Annotated in this window: 30 protein-coding genes; 14 read left to right on the plus strand and 16 right to left on the minus strand. The window is 31.4% G+C overall.

Going from position 1 to position 25,786, the window contains the following annotated elements; all coding sequences use genetic code 11:
* Positions 1-8 precede the first annotated feature (8 nt).
* The 9 genes from ACOSP6_RS12075 to ACOSP6_RS12115 all read left to right on the plus strand — a co-directional run bounded on the left by ACOSP6_RS12075 (position 9) and on the right by ACOSP6_RS12115 (position 6,356).
* The gene (locus tag ACOSP6_RS12075) at positions 9-830 is read left to right on the plus strand and encodes an SDR family NAD(P)-dependent oxidoreductase (RefSeq protein ID WP_422094680.1); all 822 of its coding nucleotides are present in this window, start codon (positions 9-11) and stop codon (positions 828-830) included.
* Positions 831-950: 120 nt separating this feature from the next.
* Entirely contained in the window at positions 951-1,658 is a 708-nt protein-coding gene (locus ACOSP6_RS12080) for a hypothetical protein (RefSeq protein WP_422094681.1), read from the plus strand.
* Positions 1,659-1,838: 180 nt separating this feature from the next.
* The gene (locus ACOSP6_RS12085; protein ID WP_422094682.1) at positions 1,839-3,491 is read left to right on the plus strand and encodes a SulP family inorganic anion transporter; all 1,653 of its coding nucleotides are present in this window, start codon (positions 1,839-1,841) and stop codon (positions 3,489-3,491) included.
* 86 nt (positions 3,492-3,577) lie between these two features.
* Entirely contained in the window at positions 3,578-3,946 is a 369-nt protein-coding gene (locus ACOSP6_RS12090) for a DUF2200 domain-containing protein (RefSeq protein WP_422094683.1), read from the plus strand.
* Between the two features lie 87 nt (positions 3,947-4,033).
* Positions 4,034-4,576, plus strand: a complete 543-nt coding sequence (locus ACOSP6_RS12095; protein WP_422094684.1) for a DUF4287 domain-containing protein — start codon at positions 4,034-4,036, stop codon at positions 4,574-4,576.
* Between the two features lie 51 nt (positions 4,577-4,627).
* Complete coding sequence (locus tag ACOSP6_RS12100; protein ID WP_422095726.1) at positions 4,628-4,972, plus strand: hypothetical protein; 345 nt, start codon at positions 4,628-4,630, stop codon at positions 4,970-4,972.
* Positions 4,973-5,066: 94 nt separating this feature from the next.
* A complete protein-coding gene (locus tag ACOSP6_RS12105; protein ID WP_422094685.1) occupies positions 5,067-5,249 on the plus strand; it encodes a hypothetical protein in 183 nt (60 codons plus the stop codon).
* Positions 5,250-5,302: 53 nt separating this feature from the next.
* Positions 5,303-5,845 (plus strand): GNAT family N-acetyltransferase, encoded by a 543-nt coding sequence (locus ACOSP6_RS12110; protein ID WP_422094686.1) that lies wholly within the window; start codon positions 5,303-5,305, stop codon positions 5,843-5,845.
* The gene (locus ACOSP6_RS12115; RefSeq protein WP_422094687.1) at positions 5,835-6,356 is read left to right on the plus strand and encodes a DinB family protein; all 522 of its coding nucleotides are present in this window, start codon (positions 5,835-5,837) and stop codon (positions 6,354-6,356) included. Before ACOSP6_RS12110 ends, ACOSP6_RS12115 begins: the two co-directional genes overlap by 11 nt.
* Before the next feature lie 13 nt (positions 6,357-6,369).
* Here the strand turns inward: ACOSP6_RS12115 and ACOSP6_RS12120 are convergent, their stop codons facing one another.
* Both ACOSP6_RS12120 and ACOSP6_RS12125 read right to left on the minus strand, forming a co-directional pair.
* A complete protein-coding gene (locus tag ACOSP6_RS12120) occupies positions 6,370-7,050 on the minus strand; it encodes a LysE family translocator (protein WP_422094688.1) in 681 nt (226 codons plus the stop codon).
* Positions 7,051-7,065: 15 nt separating this feature from the next.
* Entirely contained in the window at positions 7,066-8,112 is a 1,047-nt protein-coding gene (locus ACOSP6_RS12125; RefSeq protein WP_422094689.1) for a 2Fe-2S iron-sulfur cluster-binding protein, read from the minus strand.
* Between the two features lie 144 nt (positions 8,113-8,256).
* On the opposite strand from ACOSP6_RS12125, the gene ACOSP6_RS12130 reads away from it, so the two are divergent.
* From ACOSP6_RS12130 to ACOSP6_RS12140, 3 genes are read left to right on the plus strand one after another with little or no spacing between them, the layout of a single operon-like run.
* A complete protein-coding gene (locus tag ACOSP6_RS12130; protein WP_348711053.1) occupies positions 8,257-8,595 on the plus strand; it encodes a PadR family transcriptional regulator in 339 nt (112 codons plus the stop codon).
* A gap of 5 nt (positions 8,596-8,600) precedes the next feature.
* The gene (locus ACOSP6_RS12135; RefSeq protein ID WP_422094690.1) at positions 8,601-9,242 is read left to right on the plus strand and encodes a hypothetical protein; all 642 of its coding nucleotides are present in this window, start codon (positions 8,601-8,603) and stop codon (positions 9,240-9,242) included.
* Positions 9,243-9,244: 2 nt separating this feature from the next.
* Positions 9,245-9,943, plus strand: a complete 699-nt coding sequence (locus tag ACOSP6_RS12140) for a hypothetical protein (RefSeq protein WP_422094691.1) — start codon at positions 9,245-9,247, stop codon at positions 9,941-9,943.
* 1 nt (position 9,944) lies between these two features.
* On the opposite strand, the gene rsmI is transcribed toward ACOSP6_RS12140, so the two are convergent.
* Entirely contained in the window at positions 9,945-10,616 is a 672-nt protein-coding gene (gene rsmI, locus ACOSP6_RS12145; protein ID WP_422094692.1) for a 16S rRNA (cytidine(1402)-2'-O)-methyltransferase, read from the minus strand.
* Between the two features lie 38 nt (positions 10,617-10,654).
* Between rsmI and dxs the strand changes: the two genes are divergently transcribed.
* On the plus strand, positions 10,655-12,430 hold the full coding sequence (gene dxs, locus ACOSP6_RS12150; RefSeq protein ID WP_422094693.1) for a 1-deoxy-D-xylulose-5-phosphate synthase: 1,776 nt from the start codon (positions 10,655-10,657) through the stop codon (positions 12,428-12,430).
* An 88-nt stretch (positions 12,431-12,518) separates the two neighbouring features.
* Positions 12,519-14,438: a CocE/NonD family hydrolase gene (locus ACOSP6_RS12155; protein ID WP_422094694.1), complete on the plus strand. Its 1,920-nt coding sequence runs from the start codon at positions 12,519-12,521 to the stop codon at positions 14,436-14,438.
* Between the two features lie 61 nt (positions 14,439-14,499).
* On the opposite strand, the gene ACOSP6_RS12160 is transcribed toward ACOSP6_RS12155, so the two are convergent.
* From ACOSP6_RS12160 to ACOSP6_RS12220, 13 genes are all read right to left on the minus strand, one after another.
* A complete protein-coding gene (locus tag ACOSP6_RS12160) occupies positions 14,500-15,012 on the minus strand; it encodes an energy transducer TonB (protein ID WP_422094695.1) in 513 nt (170 codons plus the stop codon).
* A 78-nt stretch (positions 15,013-15,090) separates the two neighbouring features.
* Entirely contained in the window at positions 15,091-15,951 is an 861-nt protein-coding gene (gene atpG / locus ACOSP6_RS12165) for an ATP synthase F1 subunit gamma (protein WP_422094696.1), read from the minus strand.
* 71 nt (positions 15,952-16,022) lie between these two features.
* Positions 16,023-17,603 carry a F0F1 ATP synthase subunit alpha gene (gene atpA / locus ACOSP6_RS12170; protein WP_422094697.1) on the minus strand — a complete coding sequence of 527 codons (1,581 nt, stop codon included), beginning with the start codon at positions 17,601-17,603 and terminating at the stop codon, positions 16,023-16,025.
* 21 nt (positions 17,604-17,624) lie between these two features.
* Entirely contained in the window at positions 17,625-18,182 is a 558-nt protein-coding gene (gene atpH, locus ACOSP6_RS12175) for an ATP synthase F1 subunit delta (RefSeq protein WP_422094698.1), read from the minus strand.
* A gap of 10 nt (positions 18,183-18,192) precedes the next feature.
* Positions 18,193-18,693, minus strand: a complete 501-nt coding sequence (locus tag ACOSP6_RS12180; RefSeq protein ID WP_422094699.1) for a F0F1 ATP synthase subunit B — start codon at positions 18,691-18,693, stop codon at positions 18,193-18,195.
* A gap of 104 nt (positions 18,694-18,797) precedes the next feature.
* On the minus strand, positions 18,798-18,986 hold the full coding sequence (gene atpE / locus ACOSP6_RS12185) for an ATP synthase F0 subunit C (RefSeq protein ID WP_004569351.1): 189 nt from the start codon (positions 18,984-18,986) through the stop codon (positions 18,798-18,800).
* A 43-nt stretch (positions 18,987-19,029) separates the two neighbouring features.
* Positions 19,030-20,163 carry a F0F1 ATP synthase subunit A gene (gene atpB, locus ACOSP6_RS12190; RefSeq protein WP_422094700.1) on the minus strand — a complete coding sequence of 378 codons (1,134 nt, stop codon included), beginning with the start codon at positions 20,161-20,163 and terminating at the stop codon, positions 19,030-19,032.
* 126 nt (positions 20,164-20,289) lie between these two features.
* Positions 20,290-20,664 (minus strand): DUF6168 family protein, encoded by a 375-nt coding sequence (locus ACOSP6_RS12195; protein WP_422094701.1) that lies wholly within the window; start codon positions 20,662-20,664, stop codon positions 20,290-20,292.
* The gene (locus tag ACOSP6_RS12200) at positions 20,657-20,884 is read right to left on the minus strand and encodes an AtpZ/AtpI family protein (RefSeq protein WP_422094702.1); all 228 of its coding nucleotides are present in this window, start codon (positions 20,882-20,884) and stop codon (positions 20,657-20,659) included. The genes ACOSP6_RS12195 and ACOSP6_RS12200 overlap by 8 nt, the downstream gene beginning before the upstream one ends.
* Positions 20,853-21,275: a bactofilin family protein gene (locus ACOSP6_RS12205; protein ID WP_422094703.1), complete on the minus strand. Its 423-nt coding sequence runs from the start codon at positions 21,273-21,275 to the stop codon at positions 20,853-20,855. The genes ACOSP6_RS12200 and ACOSP6_RS12205 overlap by 32 nt, the downstream gene beginning before the upstream one ends.
* Before the next feature lie 5 nt (positions 21,276-21,280).
* Complete coding sequence (locus ACOSP6_RS12210; RefSeq protein ID WP_422094704.1) at positions 21,281-23,509, minus strand: tetratricopeptide repeat protein; 2,229 nt, start codon at positions 23,507-23,509, stop codon at positions 21,281-21,283.
* A gap of 88 nt (positions 23,510-23,597) precedes the next feature.
* A complete protein-coding gene (locus tag ACOSP6_RS12215; protein ID WP_422094705.1) occupies positions 23,598-24,293 on the minus strand; it encodes an ABC transporter ATP-binding protein in 696 nt (231 codons plus the stop codon).
* Positions 24,294-24,310: 17 nt separating this feature from the next.
* Positions 24,311-25,780: a DUF5687 family protein gene (locus tag ACOSP6_RS12220; RefSeq protein WP_422094706.1), complete on the minus strand. Its 1,470-nt coding sequence runs from the start codon at positions 25,778-25,780 to the stop codon at positions 24,311-24,313.
* Between the last annotated feature and the right edge of the window lie 6 nt (positions 25,781-25,786).

The raw sequence follows: 25,786 nt of genomic DNA on the forward strand, positions 1-25,786 counted from the left end.
CAACCTTTATGAATCTAAAAAAACTAAATGCTTTATATCCTAACAAAGTTGCTTTTATCACTGGAGCAGGTTCTGGATTGGGCGCAGCTTTTGCTAAAGTACTTTCCGAAAATAATTGGACACTTCATTTAAGTGATATCAATGAAAATGCTTTAAAAAATATCGTTGGAGATTTACAAACGAATGAAAAAATATTTCAATATGTTTTAGATGTTAGCGATAAGCATCAATATGAAAAAGTTGTGAAAGAGGTTTATGAAAACACTGAATCGGTAGATATTGTAATTAATAATGCAGGAATTGGTGATGGACTTTTGTTTAAAGATTATCCTATTGATAAATGGGAAAAAATGATTCAAGTAAATCTTATGGGAGTTTATTATGGTTGTCATTTTTTTACACCTCATTTAATCAAACAGAAAAGAGGATTGATACTTAATGTTGGAAGTTCAGCTGGTTTTATGAATGCTCCGGCTATGTCTGCTTATAGCACTTCAAAAGCAGCTGTATATTCACTATCAGAATCTATATATCACGAATTAAAACCATACAATATTCTAGTGAGTGTATTAACACCAACGTTTTTTAAAACTAATATTATGGCAAAAGCTAGTTCTAGTATGTTTAAAGGTTTTGCAGAAAAACAAATGAAATATTCTAAAACCGATGCTAATGAGGTTGCTTGTATTACACTTGAGCAAGCATCAAAAGGAAAATTTCAAATCATACATCCAACTGATGCAAAAACTAAGTTTTTCTATAAAAAGTGGTTGCCGAAATTGGTTTCTAAGCAATACAAAAAAATGATGATGAAGATTGTTAATATCTAATCTTTTATAAACAAAATACAATGTTTTAAATGAATGGATTTCATAATTAAACAATGACCTTTAAAAGATAATATTTCCACTATATTAGACGTTTTAAAAATTAAAAACATTGCACTAATTATGAAAAACATCATTAAAATACTAATTCTAGTATTTACTTATCAAGTTTGTAATAGTCAAACAAACTACACTAGCAAAAAATTTGATGTTATTATTCCCTACTGTGGAATAGAGAATGATTTGGATGAGTTAAAAGACACTTTAGGCTCAAGTTATTTTGCAGTATATCAAAATAAAGATTACCATAACTGGGATAATTTTCAGATAAAAAAATACAATCCTAAACAAAGTCCTTTACCAAAGTTTTTAATAAAAGGGCTCAAATTAAAAGACAACACATTTACAACAGGTAAATGGATTAATCGTATGTTTTATCCTGGAGAGTCTATGTCTTTTACTGTAGTTAATATCAAAAATGAAGAGAATAATAAAAGTTATTATATCTACGCTAAAGGAAAACTTATTGAAACTAAACAAAATGAATTTCCTTATTTCAGTAAATTAAAAGACTATGAACTAATTGTAGTTTCTACTAGAGACAAAATAAAACAAAATATTCGAAAAATGGATATACCTTCGTGGAGTGCTGGTGGTTTTGAAGGAGGTGTATTTATATATTGGATTGGTGATATAAATGGTGATTACAAGCTTGATATGCTTATTGGGACATCTAGTCATTACGCATTTACAGAAATTTCTTTACTACTTTCTAATGATGATCAAAAGTTATTTATTGAATACAAAGCTGGAGGATGTTCTTCTGATTAAATAGCCAAATAATTAAAAATCTACTAATAAAGATTATTAGTAAATTCGCATACGAAAGTAATTACTAAACTTGTTTTCAAACAAAAATTCAACTGATTTAATTACCTTTAGAAAATATTGAAAAATGATGCTAATCGTTTTTCTAAAATCGACCAAAACAAAACGTTTTAATAGAAAACTATGAAAAAAAAGCTTTTTGACTTTAGTAATTTAAAAGGAGATTTCACAGGTGGTTTAGTAGCGGGTGTTGTTGCTTTGCCTTTAGCCTTGGCTTTCGGAGTTCAATCAGGAATGGGAGCAACAGCAGGTTTATATGGAGCGATAGCTGTTGGTATTTTTGCAGCTTTATTTGGTGGAACCGAAACACAAGCTAGCGGACCAACTGGTCCTATGACTGTTGTTTCTGCTGCCTTAGTTGCAACAGCGATTCAATCTCATGGAAGTTTGGATAACGCAATGAGTGTTATATTACTTACTTTTTTAGTTGGTGGGTTGTTTCAAGTAATTTTTGGTTTTCTGAATATTGCTAGTTATGTTAAATATTTTCCCTATCCTGTAATCTCAGGATTTATGAGTGGTGTAGGATTAATTATTGTTATTCTTCAATTATTCCCTTTTGCAGGATTAGGCTCTTCAAAATCTACACTAGCTGTAATTCAAAATTTACCGACTTTATTTACAGAATTTAATGTTTCTGCACTTATTTTAGGTGCAATTACAATCGCAATATATTATCTATTCCCGAAAATAACTAAGGCAATTCCTAGTGCTTTAGTAGCGCTTATTGGAGCTACATTAATTGCTTACTTTACTAAAATGGAGGTTCCTTTAATTGGTGAAATCCCTTCAGGATTACCTGCTTTTAAACTTGGTGGAATTTTAAATGTTGATGCTAGCGTGTATTCATTAGTTATAGAATATGCTTTAGTATTAGCAGTTCTTGGAAGTATTGATTCTTTACTTACTTCGGTGATAGCAGATAACATGACTAAAACAAAACACAACAGTAATAGAGAACTTATTGGTCAAGGAATTGGAAATATGTTAGCTGCTGCTATCGGTGGAATTCCTGGTGCTGGAGCAACAAAAGGAACTGTTGTAAACATTAACGCTGGAGGAAAAACAAGATTATCTGGAATTATTCATGGACTAGTTTTATTAGCCGTTTTATTAGGACTAGGAAAATTAGCTGCTCATATTCCACTTTGTGTTTTAGCTGGTTTATTAATTCCGATTGGTTTTAAAATTGTAGATTTTAAAGGTTTAAAACACTTAACAAAAGTTCCTAAACCAGATGCAGTTGTTTTGGTTTTAGTATTATTAATTACAACTTTTGGTAGTTTAATTCATGCTGTAGGAATTGGAATTACACTTGCTTGTTTATTATTCATGAAAAAATCTGGAGACATTAGTGAGAAAGGATTAGAAGTAGGAAAAATAGCAGACTTAGACAATTCAAAACCTTGGCAAGATGAGCAAGAGTTCTACGAAAAATATAAAGACAAAGTAATTATCAAACACTTGTATGGTCCTTTATTCTTTGGTTTTACTTCTTACTTTAAAGATCAAATTAAAGCTTTACCAGACGATATTAAGGCCGTGATTTTAAGAATGGACAGAGTGCCATATATTGATCAATCTGGTTTATATACCATCGAGGAAATAATTTTCGATTTACGTGCTCAAGGTACAGAAGTCATTATTGTTGGACTTGATGAACAACCAAATGACATGTTTAAAGCTATTGATATTATTCCAGATCTAGTACCTGAGGAAGATTTATTCGACAATGTTGAAGACAGTTTTGTTTATTTAAGAAGTAAATTAAAATAACATTCTTATTTCTTTTTTAGTTGATTCTAAGAGAAGTAATTTTCATATCTATTTTTTTTCTAATTTTAGATTACAATTATTTACATATGGAAGTTACAGCTAAAAAAAACGAACAAGTTGCAAACATGAAGTTTTCTTCTGTTTATCCACATTATGTTGCTAAAGTGGAAAAAAAAGGTAGAACCAAAGAAGAATTACATCAAGTTATTGAATGGCTTACTGGTTTCGACAGTAACAAACTACAATCACTTATTGATGAAAAAGTAACCTTCAGAACTTTTTTTGAACAGGCAACAATTCATCCTAATGCTCACATGATTAAAGGCGTGATTTGTGGATATCGTATTGAAAATATTGCCGACGAATTTGAAATTTATAGGCAATGTAGATATTTAGATAAGTTAGTAGATGAATTAGCAAAAGGACGTAAAATGGAAAAAATTTTACGTGAATAATAGAATTTTCTTCAAGAAATAATTCATAAAAATAGCTTTTCAGAGTTTTTTTAATTTATAATCCGAACATCATCAAACCATAATATTATGGACAAAGCATTACAAACCATGATTAACAATATGCCTGAAAAAACAGGTAAGTCTTTAAACGAATGGAAAGCTATTTTAAAAGAAAAGGCTTTTGCTAAACATTCGGAAGGTGTGAAGTTTTTAAAAACAGAGCATAATGTAACTCATGGTTTTGCAAATACCATTGTTACTTTATCAAAAGAAGAAAATAATGCTCCCGATGATTTAGTAAGTAACCAATATAAAGGGAAAGAAGTACTTTTTCCTATCTATGAAAAGCTTATCGAATTTGTAAAAACATTAGGTAATGATGTAACCATTACACCTAAAAAAGGTAGTGTTAGTATTATTCGAAAAAGACAATTTATTCTCATAAAACCTGCAACTAAAACTAGAATAGATTTAGGGTTTAAGCTAAAAGACAAACCGACTACTGAAAGACTTGAAAACTCTGGTCCATTCGGAACCATGTGTACACATAGAGTAAAATTATCTGAAGTTTCACAAATTGATGATGAATTAAAAAACTGGATTTCGGAAGCTTACTCAAAATCTATATAAGTTACATGTTTAAAATATTTGCACTAAATTTAAATCGCTGAATAAAAAAAGATGATAAAATATATAAAATACTTACTCTCTCTAATACTTGTTTTTGGTCAAGCCGGTGGTGAGTATTCTATATATTCTGAATTAAGTCCTACATCTTGCTATCAAATTCTTTTTAATAGTAGAAAAAGTTCATCTACTAAAACTTCATTTTCTTATAGTATAGAAGTTGCTAAAACAAATACACAAACTTTACTTTTAAAAGACTTTTCATTTGTTTCAAATGAATTTAGCAAGCGATATAGAGTCTTAATTAAATTATACCTTGAGTATTTTGAATCTTATAAAAATATATTTTCTCAACTACACTTCTTAAATACCAAAATTACTACAAGTAACCTAGTTTAAAGTTTATACATAATTAAAATGGCGTACTACGTCTAACACGCTTTTGCACTCTCGCAAAAGCTAAATCTTATGTTTAATTATCTATAAGTATGTCATGTATAAACACACAAAAAACACTCGAGATAAAATTGTAAAAGGAAAAAAATCTTGGTTAAAAAGAAAACTACTATATATCATCACTGCATTCATGTTAGGAATGTCAAATGCAATGTATGATGAAAGTAAAATGATTACTGGAAATCAAGATTATATTGAACAAAAACAAAAGAAAGAGTAAATTTTCACAAAAATTAATGATATTGTAGTTGAAAAATTCAATCAACCATATTTATGAATATTCATATAGAAACGGAACGTTTAATTATTCGCGACTTAGAGGAATTTGATGTAGACGGAATGTTTGCTTTAGATTCGGATCCTGATGTCCATAAATTTTTAGGAAACAGACCTATTTCAACTAAACAAGAAGCTGAAGAAGTAATTGCCAATATCAGACAGCAATATATTGATAATGGAATTGGACGTTGGGCAATTGTAGATAAAAAATCTAATGATTTTGTGGGTTGGACCGGTTTAAAGTATGAAACTGGTCTGAGAAAAGAGTTTAATTATTACGATTTAGGCTATCGGTTACGAAAAGAATATTGGGGAAAAGGTATTGCAACCGAAACAGCTGTAGCTTCTTTAAAATACGGATTTGAAAAAATGAACTTAAAAGAAATTGGAGCTGCTGCTGATATAGATCATATCGTTTCAAACAAAATTTTACAACGTATTGGATTACAACTTGTAGAAACCTTTGAATATGACAATACACTTAACAATTGGTATAATTTAACTAAAGAAGAATGGTTAAAAAATAATGAGCTTTAATATTACAAAAACCATAGAAATTCTAGAAAGAACACCTAAAACCTTAAAGTCGTTGTTGTTAGGAGTTTCAAAAGAATGGATTTATAACAACGAAGGTGAAAATACTTGGAGTCCTTATGAAATAGTAGGTCATTTAATTCATGGCGAAAAAACCGATTGGATTCCTAGAGCTAAAATTATTTTATCTAACTCAGAAAATAAGACATTTGAGCCTTTCGATAGGTTTGCGCAAAACAAAGTTGAAAAAAAGCCAATCGATGAATTAATTAAAGAGTTTGAAAACTTGAGAAAAAACAACATAAAAACACTCAAATCTTTTCAAATTGATACCAATAAACTAATGCAAAAAGGAATACATCCAGAACTTGGTGATGTAAACCTAAAACAATTACTATCGGCTTGGGTTGTACACGATTTAGGGCATATTGCTCAAATTTCTAGAGTAATGGCGAAACAATATGATAAAGAAGTTGGTGTATGGAAAGAATATTTAGGTGTTTTAAATAAATAATTCGTGTTAGATATCAGTTTCTTTTAATTTCTACTTTATCTATTAATTCATCTAATTTTTCCTGAGGAACAAAACTCTTCAACATCATTAAAGCTCCAAAAGCAATCAATAAAACCCCCATACCTCTTTTAATACGATAGATTACTAATGGGGTTAATTTATTACGAAGTTGTTTTGCCAACAAAATTTTAAGAATATCTGTAGCAAAATAACCGATGATTACCAAAGTAAAGTACCAAAAAATTGACTTCGGTTCCATGTTTAAACTCGGTCCAACTACAACCATAATACCAAGCCATCCAGCTAAAACACCAATATTAATAAAGTTTAAAAAGAAACCATTTAGAAAAAGTTTGAAATAATTATTCCCTTTAGGTACTTCAATTTTAGCTTGATCTAGTTCTTTTTTATTGTTTTTATCTAAATAAGTAATGAGTCCGTAAACAATTAAAATCAATCCGCCTGCAAAAAAAAGTCTAGGATCATCCTTGATTTTTTCTAGTAAGTTTCTACTTCCGTAATACGCGATACTAATAAAAACAATGTCTCCTAAAATTACTCCCACATCAAAAGCAAGAGCTGCCCTAAAACCTTTAAGAACACTTGTTTTTAATAACATAAAGAATACAGGACCAATCATAAAAGACATGAAAAGTCCAACTAAAAAAGCATCTTTATAATCTAGTATACTCATAATTTTTAAGCAATTTTATACATCATCGAAATCAACTGTAATTTTTGATGTTGTTGGGTGCGCTTGGCAAGTTAATATAAACCCTTCTTCTAATTCAGCATCTGTTAAAATTTGATTTTTAACCATTACCGCTTTTCCTTCAGTAACTTTAGCAATACAACTACTACAAACTCCTCCTTGACAAGAATAAGGTGCATCTACATCGTTACGTAAGCTTTCAGATAAAATATCTTTGTCCTGAGGCATTGTAAATGAAATTGTTTCTCCATCTAATAATACATCAACTTGAGTTTGCCCATCTTTAACTTGACTCGCAGCTTCTTCATCTATTGAAGAAGTAAATAACTCAAACAAAATAGCGTCTTCAGCGAAACCATTATCTGCTAACGTTTCAGAAGCTGTATTAATCATCTCTTCAGGTCCACATAAAAAGGCTTTATCAAGCTTCATTTCTTTGTAAACATTCTTGATAAAGTAATTTACATGAGCTTTATCAATTCTTCCAAATACAGAACCTTCAACATTTTCTCTACTAAAAACATAACTTAAGTTAAATCTAGAATCATACTTAGACTTCAAATCATTCAATTCAGCATAAAAAATAGTATCTGCAATAGATTTGTTTCCATAAACTAATGTGAAACTTGCAGAATCATTACTTTCTAAAACAGATTTTACCATTGATAAAACAGGGGTAATTCCACTACCCGCAACAAAACCTAAGTAGTTTTTATTAGCTTCTGGATTTAAAAGAAACTTTCCTTCTGGCTTGGAAACTTCTAGCTCATCTCCTGCTTTCAATTTTTCATTAGCATAAACTGAAAATGTTCCATTTTCTACTGCTTTTACCGCTACTTTTACAATGTTACTATTTGGAGAAGAACATAAAGAATACGCTCTACGAACTTCATCTCCGTTAATTGTTGCTTTTAAGGTAATGTACTGCCCTGCAACAAAGTTAAATTCTGATTGTAAGTTGGTTGGTATATCAAAAACTAAAGAAACTGCCGCCGCTGTTTCTCTTATCACTTCTTTTATCTTCAGTTTGTAAAATTGACTCATCTAAAAAAATTTGACCACAAAAATACGGAAACAAAAGAAGATTTGTAGCTAAAGTATTCTTATAAAAACATACCTAAGATTTTTATGTATAAGAAAATTATGTATATTTGCATACCTAAAAATCTTAGGTATTTAAAATTTGATATGGGAAATCAGAAATTATACAAGGGTTCTTTACAAACAATTATTTTAAAGCTATTGGCTGAAAATGATAAAATGTATGGATATGAAATCACACAAAAAGTAAAAGAATTAACAAAGGGAGAATTGCAAATTACTGAAGGAGCATTATATCCGGCACTGCACAAATTAGAAGCAGAGGGATTGTTGGATGTTGAAGTTGCAAAAGTGGGAAATCGCTTAAGAAAATATTATAAGCTTACTGAAACAGGAACTAAAGAAACTGTAAATCGGTTAGCACAAATGCAAGAATTTTTAAGCACTATGCAACATTTAGTAAATCCTAAATTTAGTTTAGAATAACAGCTATGGAATTAAATAAAGAACAAATAAAAAAAATAGACTCATTTCTTGAAGCTATTGGTGTTGAGTACATTGATATCCGTTTTGAAATGGTAGATCATATTGCAACTGAAATCGAAGAAAAAATCAACGATGTAGACTCATTTTTTAAAGAAGATGGTTTTCAAACTCCTTTTTTAAAATATATGTTAAGCAAGCAGCAATCATTAATGACTAAGTACGATTCACAAATAAAAAAATTGAATTGGTATTATTTTAAAGATTTATGTAAAGGTGTTATTAAATTGATATTTAATCCAAAAGTTCTAACAATTATCTCATTATTAATTTTCTTAGTGTTGCAGTTTGGAAATACATATTCGAAAGAAATTTCAATATTGTTTTTTGTGCTAATCACTATAACTTCTGCATATGCAGCATACTATTTCTTAAATTTTGAAAAGAAGTTTAAAGAGATAAAGTTCGTCGATTTTTACATCAAACTAAATCTTTTTATTCTTGGCGTTCAGATTATACTTCCAAATTTCTCTAATCGCTTTTTCATGTACTTGGGCTTAGCAAATCTTATCGCGAATATATTTGTTAATCTAAACTTATTTGCAAAAAAAGAAATGATTGAAAAGAAATATGGTTTTTTAATTGAATAGCTATGAAATTAACAGATAAAAACATACAAGAATTATACAAGTTCACTCGCCAACATTATGTTGAACATTATGATGTTCAAACCGAATTAGTAGATTATTTAGCAAATGATATTGAAGCTATTTGGAAGGAAAATCCCAATCTTAGCTTTGAACAAGCTAGAGATATTTCTTTTAAAAAATTCGGTGTTTTTGGTTTTATGAATGTAGTAGAAGAAAAACAAAGTCAGTTGTCTAAAAAATACTACAAAATCATACTTTGTTTTGTTCAAGAATGGTTTAAGCTTCCTAAAATAATTCTTACAACATTTTTAGTTTGGTTTTTTTATGAAATTCAAAATATAAACTACGTATATTATATTTATGTAGTGATTTATTTTTCTATTATTTCTTTTGAATTAATAAAAATGTTTCAGTCAAGAAAAAAAATCAAACAAAAAGAAAAAATAACTGGGAAGAAATGGATGCTTGAAGATATTATTTTAGCTCAAGGTGTGGGTAGTTTAGCCTTGATTTTATTTTATGTTGTTGATTTTTCGATGCCAGATAGTGATAACTTCTTAGATTTAAGTCAAACTGGTAGATTATTCTGTGCTAGCGTTATAGTATTAACTATTATAATAGGCCATGTTACTATGCATGTAATTCCAAATAAGGCTGAAGAGTTATTAGAAGAACAGTATCCAGAATACAAGCTAGTCTAACTTATTTTTTACCATCAACAATAATTACAATTTCGCCTTTAGCTGGTTTTTCTGTATAATATGATAACACTTCTTTTACACTTCCTCGCTTGGTTTCTTCAAACATTTTGGTGAGCTCTCTAGAAACAGAAACTTGACGATCTTCTCCGAAAAATTCAGTAAAATTTGACAAGGTTTTTAACAATTTGTGCGGGCTTTCATAGAAAATCATCGTTCTGGTTTCTTCTGACAATAATTTCAATCGGGTTTGTCTACCTTTTTTAACAGGTAAAAAACCTTCGAACACAAATTTATCATTAGGTAAACCTGAATTCACTAAAGCAGGAACAAAAGCTGTTGCTCCCGGTAAACACTCTACCTCAACTCCGTTTTGAATACAAGCTCTTGTAAGTAAAAATCCTGGATCAGAAATTGCAGGAGTACCAGCATCAGAAATTAAAGCAAACGTTTCTCCTGCCTGAATTCGTTTTACAATATTTTCAACTGTTTTATGCTCATTATGCATATGATGCGATTGCATTGGTGTACTAATATCAAAGTGTTTCAATAGCTTTCCACTAGTTCTTGTATCCTCAGCTAAAATATAATCCACTTCCTTTAAAACAGTTAATGCTCTAAACGTGATATCTTCTAAATTTCCTATCGGTGTAGGTACCAAATACAGTTTACTCATATAACAAAGCTACAACAAAGTTTTAGTACATTTGTCTCATGTCTGAAAAGTTGTTACAACATATTAATTTTCCTGATGATATTAGAAATTTAAATCCTGAGCAATTGCCCAAATTAGCTCAAGAATTAAGACGTTTTATTATTGATGTTGTAGCCACAAAAGAAGGACATTTAGGTGCTAGCTTAGGAGTTGTAGAATTAACAATTGCGTTACATTATGTATTTAATACTCCTAAAGATTTATTGGTTTGGGATGTTGGACATCAGGCATACGGACATAAAATTTTAACGGGTCGAAAAGATGTTTTTCATACGAATCGACAATTGAATGGAATTTCAGGCTTCCCTAAGCGAAGCGAAAGTGAATACGACACTTTTGGAGTCGGGCATTCTTCTACTTCTATTTCTGCGGCATTAGGAATGGCAATCGCTTCTCAAATTAAAAAGGAAGACAAACAACATATTGCCGTTATAGGTGATGCTTCTATCGCCAGCGGAATGGCATTTGAAGCCTTAAATCATGCTGGAGTTACAAATGCTAATTTGCTCGTTGTTTTAAACGACAACGCTATTGGAATTGATCCTTCAGTGGGTGCATTAAAGGAATATTTAACAAGAATGAAATCAAAGCGAAGTGATATTGAACAACACAATATTATTGAAGCTTTAAACTTTGATTATTCAGGTCCAATTGATGGTCATAATTTAGAAGAATTAATTTCTGAATTAAACCGATTAAAAGAAATCAAAGGTCCAAGATTCTTGCATGTTACTACAACCAAAGGAAAAGGATTAAAACAGGCAGAAGAGGATCAGGTAAAATACCATGCTCCAGGAAAATTTGATAAAGAATCTGGAGATTTATTGCCAAAATCGACTATTACACAACCTCCAAAATATCAAGATGTATTTGGTAAAACAATTGTGGAGTTAGCACAACAAAATGAAAAAATTGTAGGAATCACTCCAGCCATGTTAACTGGAAGTTCTTTAAAATTTATGTTAGATAAATTTCCTGAAAGAACTTTTGATGTTGGTATTGCTGAGCAACATGCCGTTACTTTAGCTGCAGGAATGGCAACTGAAGGAATTATTCCGTTTTGTAATGTGTATTCTACTTTTTTGCAAAGAGCTTATGATCAAATTATTCATGATGTTGCTACTCAAAACCTTCCTGTAATTTTTTGTTTAGATAGAGCAGGTTTAGTTGGACAAGACGGAGCAACACACCATGGCGTTTTTGATTTAGCATACTTTCGATGCATTCCGAATATGATCATTTTCGCTCCACGAAATGAAATGGAGTTACGAAATATTATGTACACCGCTCAACTTGGGTTAGATCATCCAATTGCAATTCGCTATCCTAGAGGAAGAGGAATAACTTTAGATTGGCAAAAACCTTTTGAAGCTATAGAAATTGGAAAAGGAGTTTGTATAAAAGAAGGAACAGGTATTGCTGTTTTATCCATAGGAACTATTGCTCTAAATGTTTCAGAAGCAATAGATTTAGCAACTAATAAAGCTAAGGTTGCGCACTATGATTTGCGATTCGTTAAACCTTTAGATGAAAAATTATTACACTCTGTATTTCAAAAGTTTGATAAAATTCTAACTATTGAAGACGGAACTGTAAATGGAGGTTTTGGATCTGCTATTTTAGAATTCGCGGCAACACATAAGTATAACAATTCAATAACTGTTTTAGGAATTCCAGATACTTTTGTCAATCATGGAACTATTGATGAACTTCAGCAACTTTGCAAAATAGATTCAGCTTCTATTGCTAATCAAATCAATGATTTAATAAAATAAGTTTTTCTTAAAATACGAAGGTATCTTCAGATTTTAACATGGCGTGAATATAGCATTGGTTATATTTACCTTAATATATCAATCAAATATGAAAGCACAACTTACCAAATTATCGCTTTTACTATTATTGGTAGTTTCTTTTAGTTGTAAAACGACTCCGAAAAAAGAAACAGAACCAGTAAATTATGTAAAAGAAAACTACACTAAGAAAGAAGTAAAAATTGCAATGCGAGACGGCGTAAAATTACATGCCACGATTTACGCTCCAAAAGACACTACTAAAACTTATCCTATTTTATTGCAACGCACACCTTACAGTTGTAGACCTTATGGTGAAGATCAAATGAGATCTAAAATTGGTCCGAATGAGATCTTAATGAAAGAAGGTAATATTATAGTTTATGAAGATGTTAGAGGACGTTGGATGAGTGAAGGTGTTTATGATAACATGCGGGCTTATATTCCAAATAAAACTGAAAAACAGTCGGACGAAACTACTGATACTTATGACACTATTGATTGGTTGATTAAAAATGTTCCTCATAACAATGGAAAAGTTGGAACTTGGGGAATTTCTTATCCTGGACATTATGCTACAGTTTCAACAATTGATGCGCATCCTGCTTTAAAAGCTGCTTCTCCACAAGCTTGTATTGGAGACTTTTTCTTTGATGATTTCCATCATAATGGAGCGTTTTTATTAAGCTATTTTAGAGCAATTTCATTATTTGGAACATATAAAGATCAACCAACAGATAGTGCTTGGTATTCTTTCCCAAAAATGAATACACAAGATCAATATCAATTCTTCTTGGATAAAGGTCCGTTGAAAAACTTAAACGAGTATTTCCAATACGACAAACCAGACTCTAAAAATGTGGCTTCAAAAAGCGATATTGATGATTTCTTCTGGAAAGAAATTGTAGAACACCCAAACTATGATTCGGTTTGGCAGAGTAAAGGAATCATTCAACATTTAGATAAAGTACCTTCTACAGTAGCAACAATGATTGTCGGTGGATGGTTCGACGCAGAAGATTTATACGGTCCGTTAGAAACGTATAAAGGAATTGAAAAAAATCAACCTAACAATTATAACACCCTTGTATTTGGTCCGTGGGATCATGGAGGATGGTCTCGTAGTAAAGTAAAAAATACTGTTGGAAATTATTATTTCGGAGATTCAATTTCATTAAACTTCCAGAAAAATATTGAAACAAAATTCTTCAATCATTTCTTAAAAGGCAGTGGTTCAAAAGAAAGCGGATTGCCAGAAGCTTATGTTTACGATACTGGTAAAAAAGAATGGAAGTCATATGATGTTTGGCCTCCAAAAAATGCACAAAAACAATCTTTGTTTTTAGCTGAAGATCAAAATCTATCAAATACAAAAACGAACACGTCTAAAATTTCATTTGTAAGTGATATTAAAAGACCTGTTCCATATTCAGAAGATATTAAGACTGTTTTTACTCCTAGAAAATATATGACCGATGACCAACGTTTTGCAGCGAGAAGACCAGATGTGTTGGTATTTGAAACTGAAGTAATGCAAGAAGATATGACATTAGCTGGAGATATTTTGGCGAAACTAAATGTGGCAACAACAGGAACTGCTGCAGATTGGATTGTTAAAGTAATAGATGTGCATCCAGGTGATTTGAAAAACGATAATGAAGATATGCAATCTCACATGAAGCTAAGCAACTATCATATGATGGTGCGTAGCGAGGTGTTAAGAGGACGTTTTAGAAATAGTTTTGCTAATCCGGAACCGTTTACGCCAAATAAGAAAACAAGTGTTAATATAAAGCTACAAGACGTTTTTCACACAATTAAAAAAGGACACAAACTTCAAATTCAAGTTCAAAGTACGTGGTTCCCTTTAATTGACTTGAATCCACAAACGTATGTAGACAATATTTATAAAGCAGATGAGAAAGATTTTAAAACACAAACACATTCTGTATATACAGATTCTAGAATCGAATTTACAGTTTTGAAATAAACTCTCTTAAAATATCAAATAAAAAAAAGCGAATCCTAACGGATTCGCTTTTTTTTACGATTTAATACTTTAATTGAAGAGGTAAGACATACTTTACATTCACCGGATTTCCTCTTTGCATTCCTGGTTTCATTCGAGGTAATAGACTCATTACTCTTTTTACTTCGGTAATAAAATCACCACTTTTATTAATTACTTTAACATTAGTTATATCTCCTTTTTTATCGACTACAAATTGGATATAAATTCGATGGTAACCTCGTTCTAGAGTTTCAGTACATACTTCCTCTTCCTCCCCTGTTTCTGAATTCTTAACTAATTCTTTTTTTACACAGGTAACATTATTAAATCTGAATTTATGTTGGATGTGCTTTGCTATCATTATATTCATACATCTTTCTATTTCACCTTTCGTATTTTTATCAGTACAAGATGGGTGCATTGGAGGTTGCTCATCAATAATTTCAGTATCAATATCCGTTTTTGATAGTTCACTGTTATTTTTAGCTTTTTGATTTTGTGCTATTGATGCAATAGAAAAGAATATTAGAAACAGAAGTGTTAGTTTTTTCATAATTTTTAGATTGGTTTGAAATTAAAAAAGCGAACCTAATTTAGATTCGCTTTCTATATATTAATAATTAAATATCTTCTAGTTATTCAATGCTTCTGCACCACCAACAATCTCCAAGATTTCGTTTGTAATGGCAGCCTGACGAGCTTTGTTATATGTTAATAATAAGTCGTCTCTTAATTCCTTAGCATTATCTGTCGCTTTATGCATTGCAGTCATACGAGCACCGTGCTCGGCAGCAAATGAATCACGGATGGCTTTATATAACTGAGTTTTTAAAGACTTTGGAATTAATTCTAAAATAATTTCTTCTTTAGATGGTTCGAAAATATAATCTAAACTAACGTTAGAATCATTTTCAACTGGTTTTATTGGTAAGAATTGCTCAACCATTGCAATTTGCGTTGCAGCATTTTTGAAACGGTTATAAACAAGTTCAATTCTATCATAAGATCCAGCAACGAATACATCCATTAAGTGTTGTGCAATAGCAGCAGTATTATCAAAAGTTAAATCATCGAAAATCTTATTATTATTTTCAACAACATTGTACTCTTTTGATAGGATGTCATTACCTTTCTTACCGATCGAAAACACATCAACTTCTACTCCATTGTACTTCTCGTCTATTGTGCTAACTGTCTTCTTTATAATTGAAGAATTAAATCCTCCACACAATCCTCTATTAGAAGTTACAGCAACCAATAAAACCTTTTTTACTTCTCTTTGCTCAGAATAAGCACCACCAACGTTTCCGTCTAAAGTAGCACTAATACTTTGTAAAAGCTCAGTTAATTTTGATGCGTATGGGCGCATTGCTGTAATTGCATCTTGAGCTTTCTTCAACTTCGCAGCAGATACCATTTTCATGGCAGATGTAATCTGCATTGTTGATCCAATTGAAGTAATTCTGTTACGTATTTCTTTTAAGTTTGGCATCTATATATGAACTTAAAATTAGTTGGATTTCCACATCTTGGTGAAGATGTGGAAATATTGTTTTTTTATAATTAAGCTGAGTACTTAGCTGAAATTTCTTTTGCAACTTCAGTTAAAATATCAGTAACCTCATCAGTTAATTTTCCTGACTTTAATGTGTCTAACGCATCTCTATGTTTAGCGTTTAAGTATTCGATATAATCTGCTTCGAATTCTTTTACTTTATTTACAGGAACCTCTCTTAATAAGTTCTTAGAACCTGCGTAGATAATTGCAACCTGATCTTCAACAGTAAAAGGATCTCCTTGATTCTGCTTTAAGATTTCCACGTTACGCTTACCTTTTTCAATTACATTCATTGTAGCAGCATCTAAATCAGAACCAAACTTAGCGAATGCTTCTAATTCACGGTACTGAGCTTGATCTAACTTTAATGTACCTGATACTTTCTTCATTGATTTAATCTGAGCAGAACCTCCTACACGAGATACTGAGATACCTACGTTAATTGCTGGACGAACTCCTGAGTTAAATAAATCAGACTCTAAGAAAATCTGTCCATCAGTAATCGAAATTACGTTTGTAGGAATATATGCAGAAACGTCACCTGCTTGAGTTTCAATAATTGGTAATGCAGTTAAAGATCCTCCACCTTTTACTTTACCTTTTAAAGACTCTGGTAAATCATTCATCTCACTTGCAATTTTATCATCATTGATAACTTTTGCAGCTCTTTCTAATAATCTTGAGTGTAAGTAGAATACATCCCCAGGATATGCCTCACGTCCTGGAGGACGACGTAATAATAAAGAAATCTCACGGTAAGCAACCGCCTGCTTAGATAAATCATCATAAACAATTAAAGCTGGTCTACCTGTATCTCTAAAATATTCTCCAATTGAAGCTCCAGCGAATGGTGCATATACTTGCATTGCTGCAGGATCTGAAGCGTTAGCAGCTACGATAGTAGTATAAGCTAAAGCTCCTTTTTCTTCTAACATGTTTGCGATTGCAGCAACTGTAGAACCTTTTTGACCTACAGCAACGTAGATACAATATACTGGCTCACCTGCATCGTAAAATTCTTTTTGATTTAAGATAGTATCAATAGCAACTGTTGACTTACCAGTTTGACGGTCTCCAATGATTAACTCACGTTGACCTCTACCGATTGGAATCATTGCATCAACAGACTTAATACCTGTTTGTAATGGCTCAGTTACTGGTTGACGATAAATAACTCCTGGTGCTTTACGCTCTAAAGGCATTTCGAAAGTTTCTCCTTCGATTGGTCCTTTACCATCTATTGGGTTACCTAAAGTGTCTACTACACGACCAACAATTCCTTCTCCAACTTTTAAAGAAGCAATTCTTTCAGTACGTTTTACAGTAGAACCTTCACTGATTCCTTTAGATGGGCCTAATAATACAACCCCAACGTTATCTTCTTCTAAGTTTAATACGATTCCTTCTAATCCGTTTCCGAAATCTACTAATTCTCCATATTGTACGTTAGATAAACCGTAAACACGTGCGATACCATCACCAACTTGTAATACAGTTCCTACTTCGTTTAACGTAGCTTTTGACTCGAAATTTGTTAATTGTTCCTTTAAAATTGCTGATACTTCAGCTGGTTTAATTGCTGCCATCTTAAATCTTTTGATGTATAATTAAATTTTTGGAATATAATGACTATTGTCAAATTCTCTTCTTAATTCGTTTAATTGGTTTGAGATACTTGCATCATATTGCACATCTCCTACACGTAAAATAAATCCTCCTAAAATATCAGGATTTACTATATTTTCAATTGATGCACTGTTTCCTGTAATTTCAACTATTTTTTTCTGAATTTTAGCTTCTAGTTCGCTAGTTAATTCAACAGCTGTGGTTACAGTAGCAACTTGCATCTTTTTGTAATAATCGTAAATAATAGAATATTTCTTTGCTACACTTTCTAGCATTAACATTCTCTTATTTTCTGCTAAAAGATTGAATAATCCTTTAGAGATATTATTTACTTTATCTCCGAATAATGCATCTAATACTTTCTTTTTATCAGCTGCCTTTATTACTGGACTTTTAAGCATTGCATCTAAATCGTCACTCTCAGCAATGGTAGCAACAATAACTTTCATGTTATTGTTTACCTCCTCATCTGAACCTTGCTCTTTAGCTAAGTTTAAGATTGCTTTTGCGTAACGTAATGCTGGTCTTGCTTCTTTCATTTTTACTTAATTAGTTTAAAGTAACGTCTTCTAACATTCCTTCAACAAGCTTTAATTGATCATCTTGTGAAGCTAACTCTTTTTTCACAACTGTTTGAGCGATACCAATTGATAACTCAGCAACGTTCTTTTTTAATTCAGCGATAGCTGCTTGTTGTTCTTGCTTGATAGTAGCTTTTGCGTTCTCAATCATTTTAGAAGCCTCTTCACTTGCCTCTTCCTTAGCATCAGCAATAATCTTATCTTTAATTTCGCGAGCTTCTTTCATCATTGCGTCTCTTTCAGCTCTTGCTTCTTTTAATAATCTATCGTTATCTGCTTGTAAGTTTTGCATTTCTTTACGTGCCTTTTCAGCCTCGTCTAATGCATTTTGAATACCTTCTTCTCTCTCATCTAAAGAGTTTAAAATTGGTTTCCAAGCAAACTTTGCTAATAAAAATATTAAAACGATAAGGATTATCATTTGCATGAAAAATAACCCTGGAGAAAAATCATTTAATAACTGATCCATTATATACTAATTTATTCTTTTAAAATTCTTTTTGTTTAATTTTAAAACATTCCCTGCAACCAACCGTTACAGGAAAATGTTTTGCTTTTTGTTTTTTTCGGAAATTATTTTCCTAAGATTAAAGCACCAAATGCTAAACCTTCTAATAATGCTCCGATGATGATCATCGCAGTTTGGATTTTACCAGCAGCCTCAGGTTGACGAGCAATTCCTTCCATTGCTTTTCCACCGATTTGACCTAATCCGATTCCTCCACCGATTACGATTAATCCTGCTCCAATTAAATTGTACATACTAATTGATTTATATTAAATTAAACAAATTCTTATTCTATTCTTAATGATGTGCATGATCATGTTCATGCTCTTCTACCGCCATACCAATAAACAAGGCAGATAACATGGTAAAGATAAACGCCTGTAAAAACGCAACTAAAATCTCAATCACCATGATGAATGTCGCTAACACAAATGACATTCCTGTTGAAGCAACCGCACCGAAATCTTTCTTTAACACAATCATTAAAGCAATTAAACTCATCACCACGAAGTGACCTGCTGTAATGTTTGCAAATAAACGTACTAAAAGAGAGAAAGGCTTAATAAGCACGAAACCTACTAATTCGATAACTGCTAATATTGGTCTTAAAACTACTGGAACACCTGGCATCCATAATGTGTGTGCCCAGAAATCTTTAGAACCATTTGTAAGATAAATTATAGCTGTAAATAACGCTAAACACATAGTTACAGCAATTTGTCCTGTTACGTTAAAACCTATTGGGGTTAACCCTAATAAATTTAATATCCAAATAAAGAAGAATACCGTTAATAAATATGGCATAAACTTCTTGTATTTTTTCTCACCAATATTTGGTCTTGCAATCTCATCTCTTACATACAACACTAATGGCTCTAAAACACGACCTACACCCGTTGGAATAGCTCCTTTTTTGTACCCTTTAGCTAGAGAACCAAAACCTAAAAACATTAACAACGCAGCCACTAACATCCCAACAACACTCTTAGTAATAGAGAAATCTAACACTTTGTGTGCATTTGTTGCATGATGAGTCTCATCGAAAGCAACGTGATCCGCATTTGCATCTAACTCATAAATTTTACTATGAATTTTCGCTAACTTCACTCCTCCTGCATTTACAATCTCATGACCATCATCGTTGTGGTGAAACTTTGAAGACATAAAAGTTCTCAAACCCTTACTCGTCCAAACAATTACTGGTAATGGAAAACCAAAGTGTTTTCTTTCACCTGCATCGTTTGTATAAGAATACAACGTAAAATCGTGAGAATCTGCCAAGTGATGTTTGATATATCCTTTGATATCTTCTGGAGTATTAATTTGACCTCCTTTTTCAGAAGTTCCTCCGCCTCCAGCGAAAACGTTTAATGAAGAAAATACTATTGCTAGTATTGCTAAACATTTGATAGATTTTTTTGCTATCATCATACCTTTACTAAATATAGAATTATGGTCTCTAAATTTCCGTGCAAAGGTACACATTTAATTAAAACTACAAACTCTTTTTTAGATATAGTTTGAAGCCCGTTAAATTTAAAACAAAATTGAAGTAAACTACTTACTATTAAGGAGTTTTGAAACGGCTACTGCTTCTGTAATTAAAAACAGAAACAATGGAACAACCAAAGAGATTCTTTCTGGTTTAGATAAGTTGGGATTTGCAAAAACCGAAGAATTAAAAATCACAACAAAAAATCCAATTTTCAAGAAAATGGAAGCTAAATATGTATAACCTGCTTGATTTGGCATTTTATCGGCAATAAATTCTACTACGGCGTATACTAATAATGACGCTATGGTATGAAACAGATATACACTTAATAACGAAAACGAAAACTTTTCTTCTACCACCAGATAACTATTTAAAAAATAGCTAACAATAAAAAGTAAAACTAAAGCTGATAAAAAAAGTAAAATTCGCTTAATCATTATTTGAAAGATTTGTCACTTGCTTTATTACAGAATACATAGCAATGAATACTGCGGCTAAAGTACAAATTTTCACATACATTTGGTTTGGGTTTGGATATTTTCCATCAAGCCACTCTCCCAGCAAACTTCCCAAATAGATAGTTCCACCCATTTGAATGGCAATTCCACTAAACCTTACGTATTTATTAAGCTGAGGCTTGTTTTCCTTTTTTGGCATCTGAATTACCTTTCGCTAATTCTTTAATAGCTCCTTTCATATTGCAAGTTGCATTAAACGAAGCTCCTGGTTCTGTAGCTAATTGACCAACGATTACATTTCCAGTAATGTAACAAGATGACTTTGCAGTTAACGTATCAGAAACATTAAACTCACCAGAGAATTTACCTTCAACATCTGCATTTGTACACTGCACTGTACCGTTAATGAAACCTTCTTTACCAATGATAACTCTTCCTTTGGTGTTTAAAGTTCCTTCAAATTCTCCATCTATTCTGAAATCACCTTCAGAGATTAAATCTCCAGTAATTTTAGTTCCTTTTCCTATTACGTTTCTATTAGAAGACTTTCTATCTACGATAGATTCTTTTTTGTTTTTTTTACTTAACATGAGGATTATTTTAAAAGTTTAATTATTTCGGCTGCTTTCTTTCCTTCGATTCTATTGGCGAAAGTAAAGGCTACAAATTCAAGTTCTTTTTTGTATTCTTCTTTACTTTTGTACTTTCCAATTGCCAATGCCCTAAGGAGAACAAATTTAGGAAATAATTCTGAATTTTTTGCAGAATCGTTTAATTTATCTACTTGATCCACAACATCTTCAAACTGATTGAACTTATATAAACTATAAACCAGTCGGTATTTTTTATCTATTTCGTCATCTTTTTTCTCTTCAACAATTTTACTATCTGGTTTTCTTATTATTTCAGCGAATTTACTATTCGAGTAATTCGTTAAAATAATATCCTTCTTCTCTGATGCTTTTTCTTGTTCCCCAATTTCTTTATACAATTGATACAAGTGATAATTAATTGGTAATATTAAATCCGGGTTTTGATTTATCCCATACAGTGTTTCGAATTTACCAATTGCTAATTCTGGATTTTTAAACTGCTCTTTGTAAATAAGCCCCAACTGGTACAAAGCGTCGTTTCTCTCCTTTTTTAACGTAGCAATAACTATTGGGTCTGATGGAATTTTTTTTAGATATGTATCAACGACATACCTGCTGTCTGTTTTTTCTGTTTTAGTCCCATCTTCTGTAACTGTTTCTTGTCCTACTTCATTTTTATCTGACCATCGCCAATTATCTTCTAAAGTACGACTTCCCCATGTTTTTTGGAAAGCTACCTTACCAAAACCGACCGACTGTGTATTGTAGAAATACCATTTTCCTTGGTTATTACTTCCTCCAAAAGATGAACCTCCTCCAAACTGACTACCAAAGTCTTGTGAATTAAGTAAACGTTGTCTTTTCTTTTCATCATCCTCTTTAATCTTCTCAATATAACTCTCAAAAAAAGAAGTTCTCTCATCGCTGCTCATCGCAACTATTTTAAGAATACTATCGTTATTCTTAACAGTTTCTTCAAAAGACCTTAATTTTGTAAGTCCTTTATTCTTTCTTTTTATTCTTCGGATTCTCTTTTCTGTTTCAAACTCCTCAGTAGTTACATTTAAGACGCTATCGTAAAAAGAACCTGCTAATAAATACTCCTGTTTTTCGAAATAGATGTTTCCTAATTTCTCATACGCATAGGTTTTCTGATATACATCTGTACTAGGAACTTCCAAGGACTTTAAATAATATTCAATGGCTTTTTCTGTGTTACCACGATCCTCTTGTAACACCCCTGCTTGATAGTATAATTCATTCAAATACTTTCTATTGTCAGAATTTCTGATAAGTTTTCGTAAACGATCAACTAATAAAACATTTGATGAGTCTTTAGATTCGATATTTTTTACCATTTCAATACTCGCATGAATACGGTACTTTTCTGGAACCCATCTTTCATCAGCTAATTTTCTAAAAACCATTCTTGCTGAATCTTTACGATTTAATTCGCTGTATATCTGACCAAGCACAAATGCATTTCTAGCTGATTGATGATTTTTTACCAAAGAAGTTGATATGGCGAGGTTATCTATTACTTTTTGAATAGTATCTGTTTTTTCATAGGCCATTGCCATAGCTGTATAAGCTTGTTGCCTTTGAACCGGAGTTAGGTTTTTTTCATTTTTATCTAACTCTATCAACAACTTTAACGATTCTATTGCAAGTTTCTCATTTTCTAATCGAATGTTCGATTTTGCTCTCCAAACCTTTGTATCATATATTAAACTTGCTTTTGGATAATTTGCTATAATGTAATTGAAAGCTTCAATAGCAGGAATAAATCGTTGTGTATAATATCTTGATTTTCCTAATAACAAATAAGCATCATCGATTTGTCGGTTCTTTTCATAACCTTTGATATTCATAGAGTGTTTTTGAATAGCTTTTGCAGCTTTTTCTTCAGCTCTATCAAAAGGTGTTAATGGAGCTGTTTTTTCTCCTTTGGCATCGAAACCAGAACCCGGTGAACTAAACTTAATAACAACAGCACTTTTATCATCAAACTTTATTGGTTCAATAGGAAGTCGTTTCCAGAAGTTATCAGTGTAATTATTCTCGATATCCTTTAATCCTTTATTAAAGGCTTGCTCACCATTGAATAGTACGTTATACTTTGTAGTTAGTACATGAAAGTTTCTATTAATAACAGAATCTTTCTTGGTACTACATGATATTATAGCGCTAGCTACAATTAGAAATATGAATAGGTTATATGATTTTTTCATGAAAAAACGCTCTACAAGTACAACAGATAAAAATATCAACTATTGTACTGGTGAGCGTAAAAATAGAAATAAAAAGCTAATTTTCTAATTACGAAGCAAAATAGCTTTCTAATTCTTGTAAAGTAACTGGAGCTGTTTGAATATCTTTTACAACATTTCCTTTTTCAAGTACCACAATTCGCTCACAAACCTCGGTAACATGGCTTAAATCGTGACTAGAAACTAACACCGTAGTTTCTTTTTCTTGAGTTAATTTTTTGATGATGCTTTTAAGTCTTATTTGAGTTGTTGGATCTAAATTTGCAAACGGTTCATCTAAAATTACAACTTTCGGATTCCCCATTAAGGCTGCAACAATACCAGCCTTCTTTTGGTTTCCTTTACTTAAATCTCTTAAAAATTTTTTCTTTCCTAAGATTTCTCCATTGAAAAACTCTTCAAACTGACTTAAAAAGGTTTTAATATCAGCGGCGTTCATTCCTCTAATTTCTCCAATAAAGTCGAAATATTCATTAGGTGTTAAATATCCAATTAAGAAACTCTCATCTATAAAAGAACCTGTAAAAGTTTTCCATTCTTCACTTTTATTTACGGTTATGTTATGATTGTCAATTGAACCTGTAGTGGGTCTAATTAAATCCAGTAAAATATTGAATAATGTTGTTTTTCCTGCACCATTGTTTCCAACCAAACCAAATGATTCTCCCTTGGGAATATCTAAGGATGGAATATTTAAAACTTCTGTTGATCCGTATTTTTTTGAAATATTTTTTACTTGTATCATTTTCTATTTTTTTGTTTTTACTTCTTTTGATTAAAGGCGTGAATTGTGGCGTATTTATCTTTGATATACTTTTTCTCAATTAAATTCATAAAGTAGTCTTTCAATATAAGTCCTAAAACACCCACCGCTGCAATTGCGATAATTCCTGCGTTAAATCCTATAAACTTATTAAACACCCAAAACAATAACATCGGTAATCCCATTAATGGTAAAATGATTAAAAATTGAGTTGCACTTGTTCCTTGTGTATTTCCAAATCCACTAGCTTGTAAATCGATTCTTTTTCTATTAAACGAACCAGCAAACAACAAAAACAATGTATTAAAGCCAATATTGAATATGGCTCCTGCCGTAATCATTAAAAACTTATCGATTCCGTAGTAGATGTATGGAATACTTAGCACATATAACACAAAAGTCATAACACACATTAATAACCATTTACTCTCTAAAAACTTTCTGTAGCGAATATTCTGACTCATAATCATCTTGTAATATTCACTATCCCATGCAGGAATAAACTGTCCGAAGTTAATTGCAAAACCTCCAGTAACAAACAAGGATGCAAAAATTAAAAATGCAGGCATTTTCTCTTCATAGGTTTTATTTCCAAAGAAGATAACAGCATAAAACAGCATCAAAAACGACATTAGAAAAACTGTTTTCGTCCTTTTATTTCTCCAAATTAAACGCATGTCATTTTTTATGAACGGAGCTAAGTCTCCTAACTTATCTACAAATGATAAATCTGCCGTTGATGCTTCTTTCGTTTTAACCTGAACTGCATCGTCTAAATACAGTTGTGTCTTTAAATTTTTAAAGTTCAAAAAATACGATACAGTCAACAGCATCGTTGGAACCAAAACGTATAACCAATTATCGTAAAAACTCGTAAATATTGCAACGCTATCTTGTCTAAAATCATATACTCCAAACTGTTGTAAAGCGATAAAACTACCTAATATTACCAAAAGCACCCCAAACGCAACATTACTTTTGTTAGTTAAAAAGTTTAAGAAATTAGCAGTCAAAATAATTATAAGCATAGCAGTTAACCAACCTAAAACATTCGAAACTGGATAACCTTCTTTCATTAAAATCAAAGAAAATGGAATGTAAAAAAACAAACCAACAATATTGAAAAATGAAAAGATTGACTTCGTTAAAATATAGTTTACCAATGCGCTTTTTTTAATATTTAAAATAAGCATCGGCTTTACATTCATTACTGGCAATTTTTGCATAATGTATCGGAAGATTAAATCTCCAATTACATAAAACAATAGTATTCCGTTTACAATTTTAAGTGGATCTTGATTAGGAAATTGTTTTTTTAAAAAATTAAAACCTCCTAATCCTATTGCTAAAAAAGTTCCAATAAAGTATAAAGCAAAAATTCCCATTAAAATGTTTACCGCAATACTTTTCTGCCAAAACATAGAACGAAAGAATTGTTTCCACTCTAAACTTAAAAAGCGTGATATCATAAAGTT

This window comes from Tenacibaculum sp. MEBiC06402, assembly GCF_049239625.1.
Taxonomy (GTDB): domain Bacteria; phylum Bacteroidota; class Bacteroidia; order Flavobacteriales; family Flavobacteriaceae; genus Polaribacter.

Excerpts from the sequence above, each read along its gene's own strand:
- ACOSP6_RS12075 (WP_422094680.1), top strand. The coding sequence starts at position 9 with ATGAATCTAAAAAAACTAAATGCTTTATATCCTAACAAAGTTGCTTTT.
- ACOSP6_RS12080 (WP_422094681.1), top strand. The coding sequence starts at position 951 with ATGAAAAACATCATTAAAATACTAATTCTAGTATTTACTTATCAAGTT.
- ACOSP6_RS12085 (WP_422094682.1), top strand. The coding sequence starts at position 1,839 with ATGAAAAAAAAGCTTTTTGACTTTAGTAATTTAAAAGGAGATTTCACA.
- ACOSP6_RS12090 (WP_422094683.1), top strand. The coding sequence starts at position 3,578 with ATGGAAGTTACAGCTAAAAAAAACGAACAAGTTGCAAACATGAAGTTT.
- ACOSP6_RS12095 (WP_422094684.1), top strand. The coding sequence starts at position 4,034 with ATGGACAAAGCATTACAAACCATGATTAACAATATGCCTGAAAAAACA.
- ACOSP6_RS12100 (WP_422095726.1), top strand. The coding sequence starts at position 4,628 with ATGATAAAATATATAAAATACTTACTCTCTCTAATACTTGTTTTTGGT.
- ACOSP6_RS12105 (WP_422094685.1), top strand. The coding sequence starts at position 5,067 with ATGTATAAACACACAAAAAACACTCGAGATAAAATTGTAAAAGGAAAA.
- ACOSP6_RS12110 (WP_422094686.1), top strand. The coding sequence starts at position 5,303 with ATGAATATTCATATAGAAACGGAACGTTTAATTATTCGCGACTTAGAG.
- ACOSP6_RS12115 (WP_422094687.1), top strand. The coding sequence starts at position 5,835 with ATGAGCTTTAATATTACAAAAACCATAGAAATTCTAGAAAGAACACCT.
- ACOSP6_RS12120 (WP_422094688.1), bottom strand. The coding sequence starts at position 7,050 with ATGAGTATACTAGATTATAAAGATGCTTTTTTAGTTGGACTTTTCATG.
- ACOSP6_RS12125 (WP_422094689.1), bottom strand. The coding sequence starts at position 8,112 with ATGAGTCAATTTTACAAACTGAAGATAAAAGAAGTGATAAGAGAAACA.
- ACOSP6_RS12130 (WP_348711053.1), top strand. The coding sequence starts at position 8,257 with ATGGGAAATCAGAAATTATACAAGGGTTCTTTACAAACAATTATTTTA.
- ACOSP6_RS12135 (WP_422094690.1), top strand. The coding sequence starts at position 8,601 with ATGGAATTAAATAAAGAACAAATAAAAAAAATAGACTCATTTCTTGAA.
- ACOSP6_RS12140 (WP_422094691.1), top strand. The coding sequence starts at position 9,245 with ATGAAATTAACAGATAAAAACATACAAGAATTATACAAGTTCACTCGC.
- rsmI (WP_422094692.1), bottom strand. The coding sequence starts at position 10,616 with ATGAGTAAACTGTATTTGGTACCTACACCGATAGGAAATTTAGAAGAT.
- dxs (WP_422094693.1), top strand. The coding sequence starts at position 10,655 with ATGTCTGAAAAGTTGTTACAACATATTAATTTTCCTGATGATATTAGA.
- ACOSP6_RS12155 (WP_422094694.1), top strand. The coding sequence starts at position 12,519 with ATGAAAGCACAACTTACCAAATTATCGCTTTTACTATTATTGGTAGTT.
- ACOSP6_RS12160 (WP_422094695.1), bottom strand. The coding sequence starts at position 15,012 with ATGAAAAAACTAACACTTCTGTTTCTAATATTCTTTTCTATTGCATCA.
- atpG (WP_422094696.1), bottom strand. The coding sequence starts at position 15,951 with ATGCCAAACTTAAAAGAAATACGTAACAGAATTACTTCAATTGGATCA.
- atpA (WP_422094697.1), bottom strand. The coding sequence starts at position 17,603 with ATGGCAGCAATTAAACCAGCTGAAGTATCAGCAATTTTAAAGGAACAA.
- atpH (WP_422094698.1), bottom strand. The coding sequence starts at position 18,182 with ATGAAAGAAGCAAGACCAGCATTACGTTACGCAAAAGCAATCTTAAAC.
- ACOSP6_RS12180 (WP_422094699.1), bottom strand. The coding sequence starts at position 18,693 with ATGGATCAGTTATTAAATGATTTTTCTCCAGGGTTATTTTTCATGCAA.
- atpE (WP_004569351.1), bottom strand. The coding sequence starts at position 18,986 with ATGTACAATTTAATTGGAGCAGGATTAATCGTAATCGGTGGAGGAATC.
- atpB (WP_422094700.1), bottom strand. The coding sequence starts at position 20,163 with ATGATGATAGCAAAAAAATCTATCAAATGTTTAGCAATACTAGCAATA.
- ACOSP6_RS12195 (WP_422094701.1), bottom strand. The coding sequence starts at position 20,664 with ATGATTAAGCGAATTTTACTTTTTTTATCAGCTTTAGTTTTACTTTTT.
- ACOSP6_RS12200 (WP_422094702.1), bottom strand. The coding sequence starts at position 20,884 with ATGCCAAAAAAGGAAAACAAGCCTCAGCTTAATAAATACGTAAGGTTT.
- ACOSP6_RS12205 (WP_422094703.1), bottom strand. The coding sequence starts at position 21,275 with ATGTTAAGTAAAAAAAACAAAAAAGAATCTATCGTAGATAGAAAGTCT.
- ACOSP6_RS12210 (WP_422094704.1), bottom strand. The coding sequence starts at position 23,509 with ATGAAAAAATCATATAACCTATTCATATTTCTAATTGTAGCTAGCGCT.
- ACOSP6_RS12215 (WP_422094705.1), bottom strand. The coding sequence starts at position 24,293 with ATGATACAAGTAAAAAATATTTCAAAAAAATACGGATCAACAGAAGTT.
- ACOSP6_RS12220 (WP_422094706.1), bottom strand. The coding sequence starts at position 25,780 with ATGATATCACGCTTTTTAAGTTTAGAGTGGAAACAATTCTTTCGTTCT.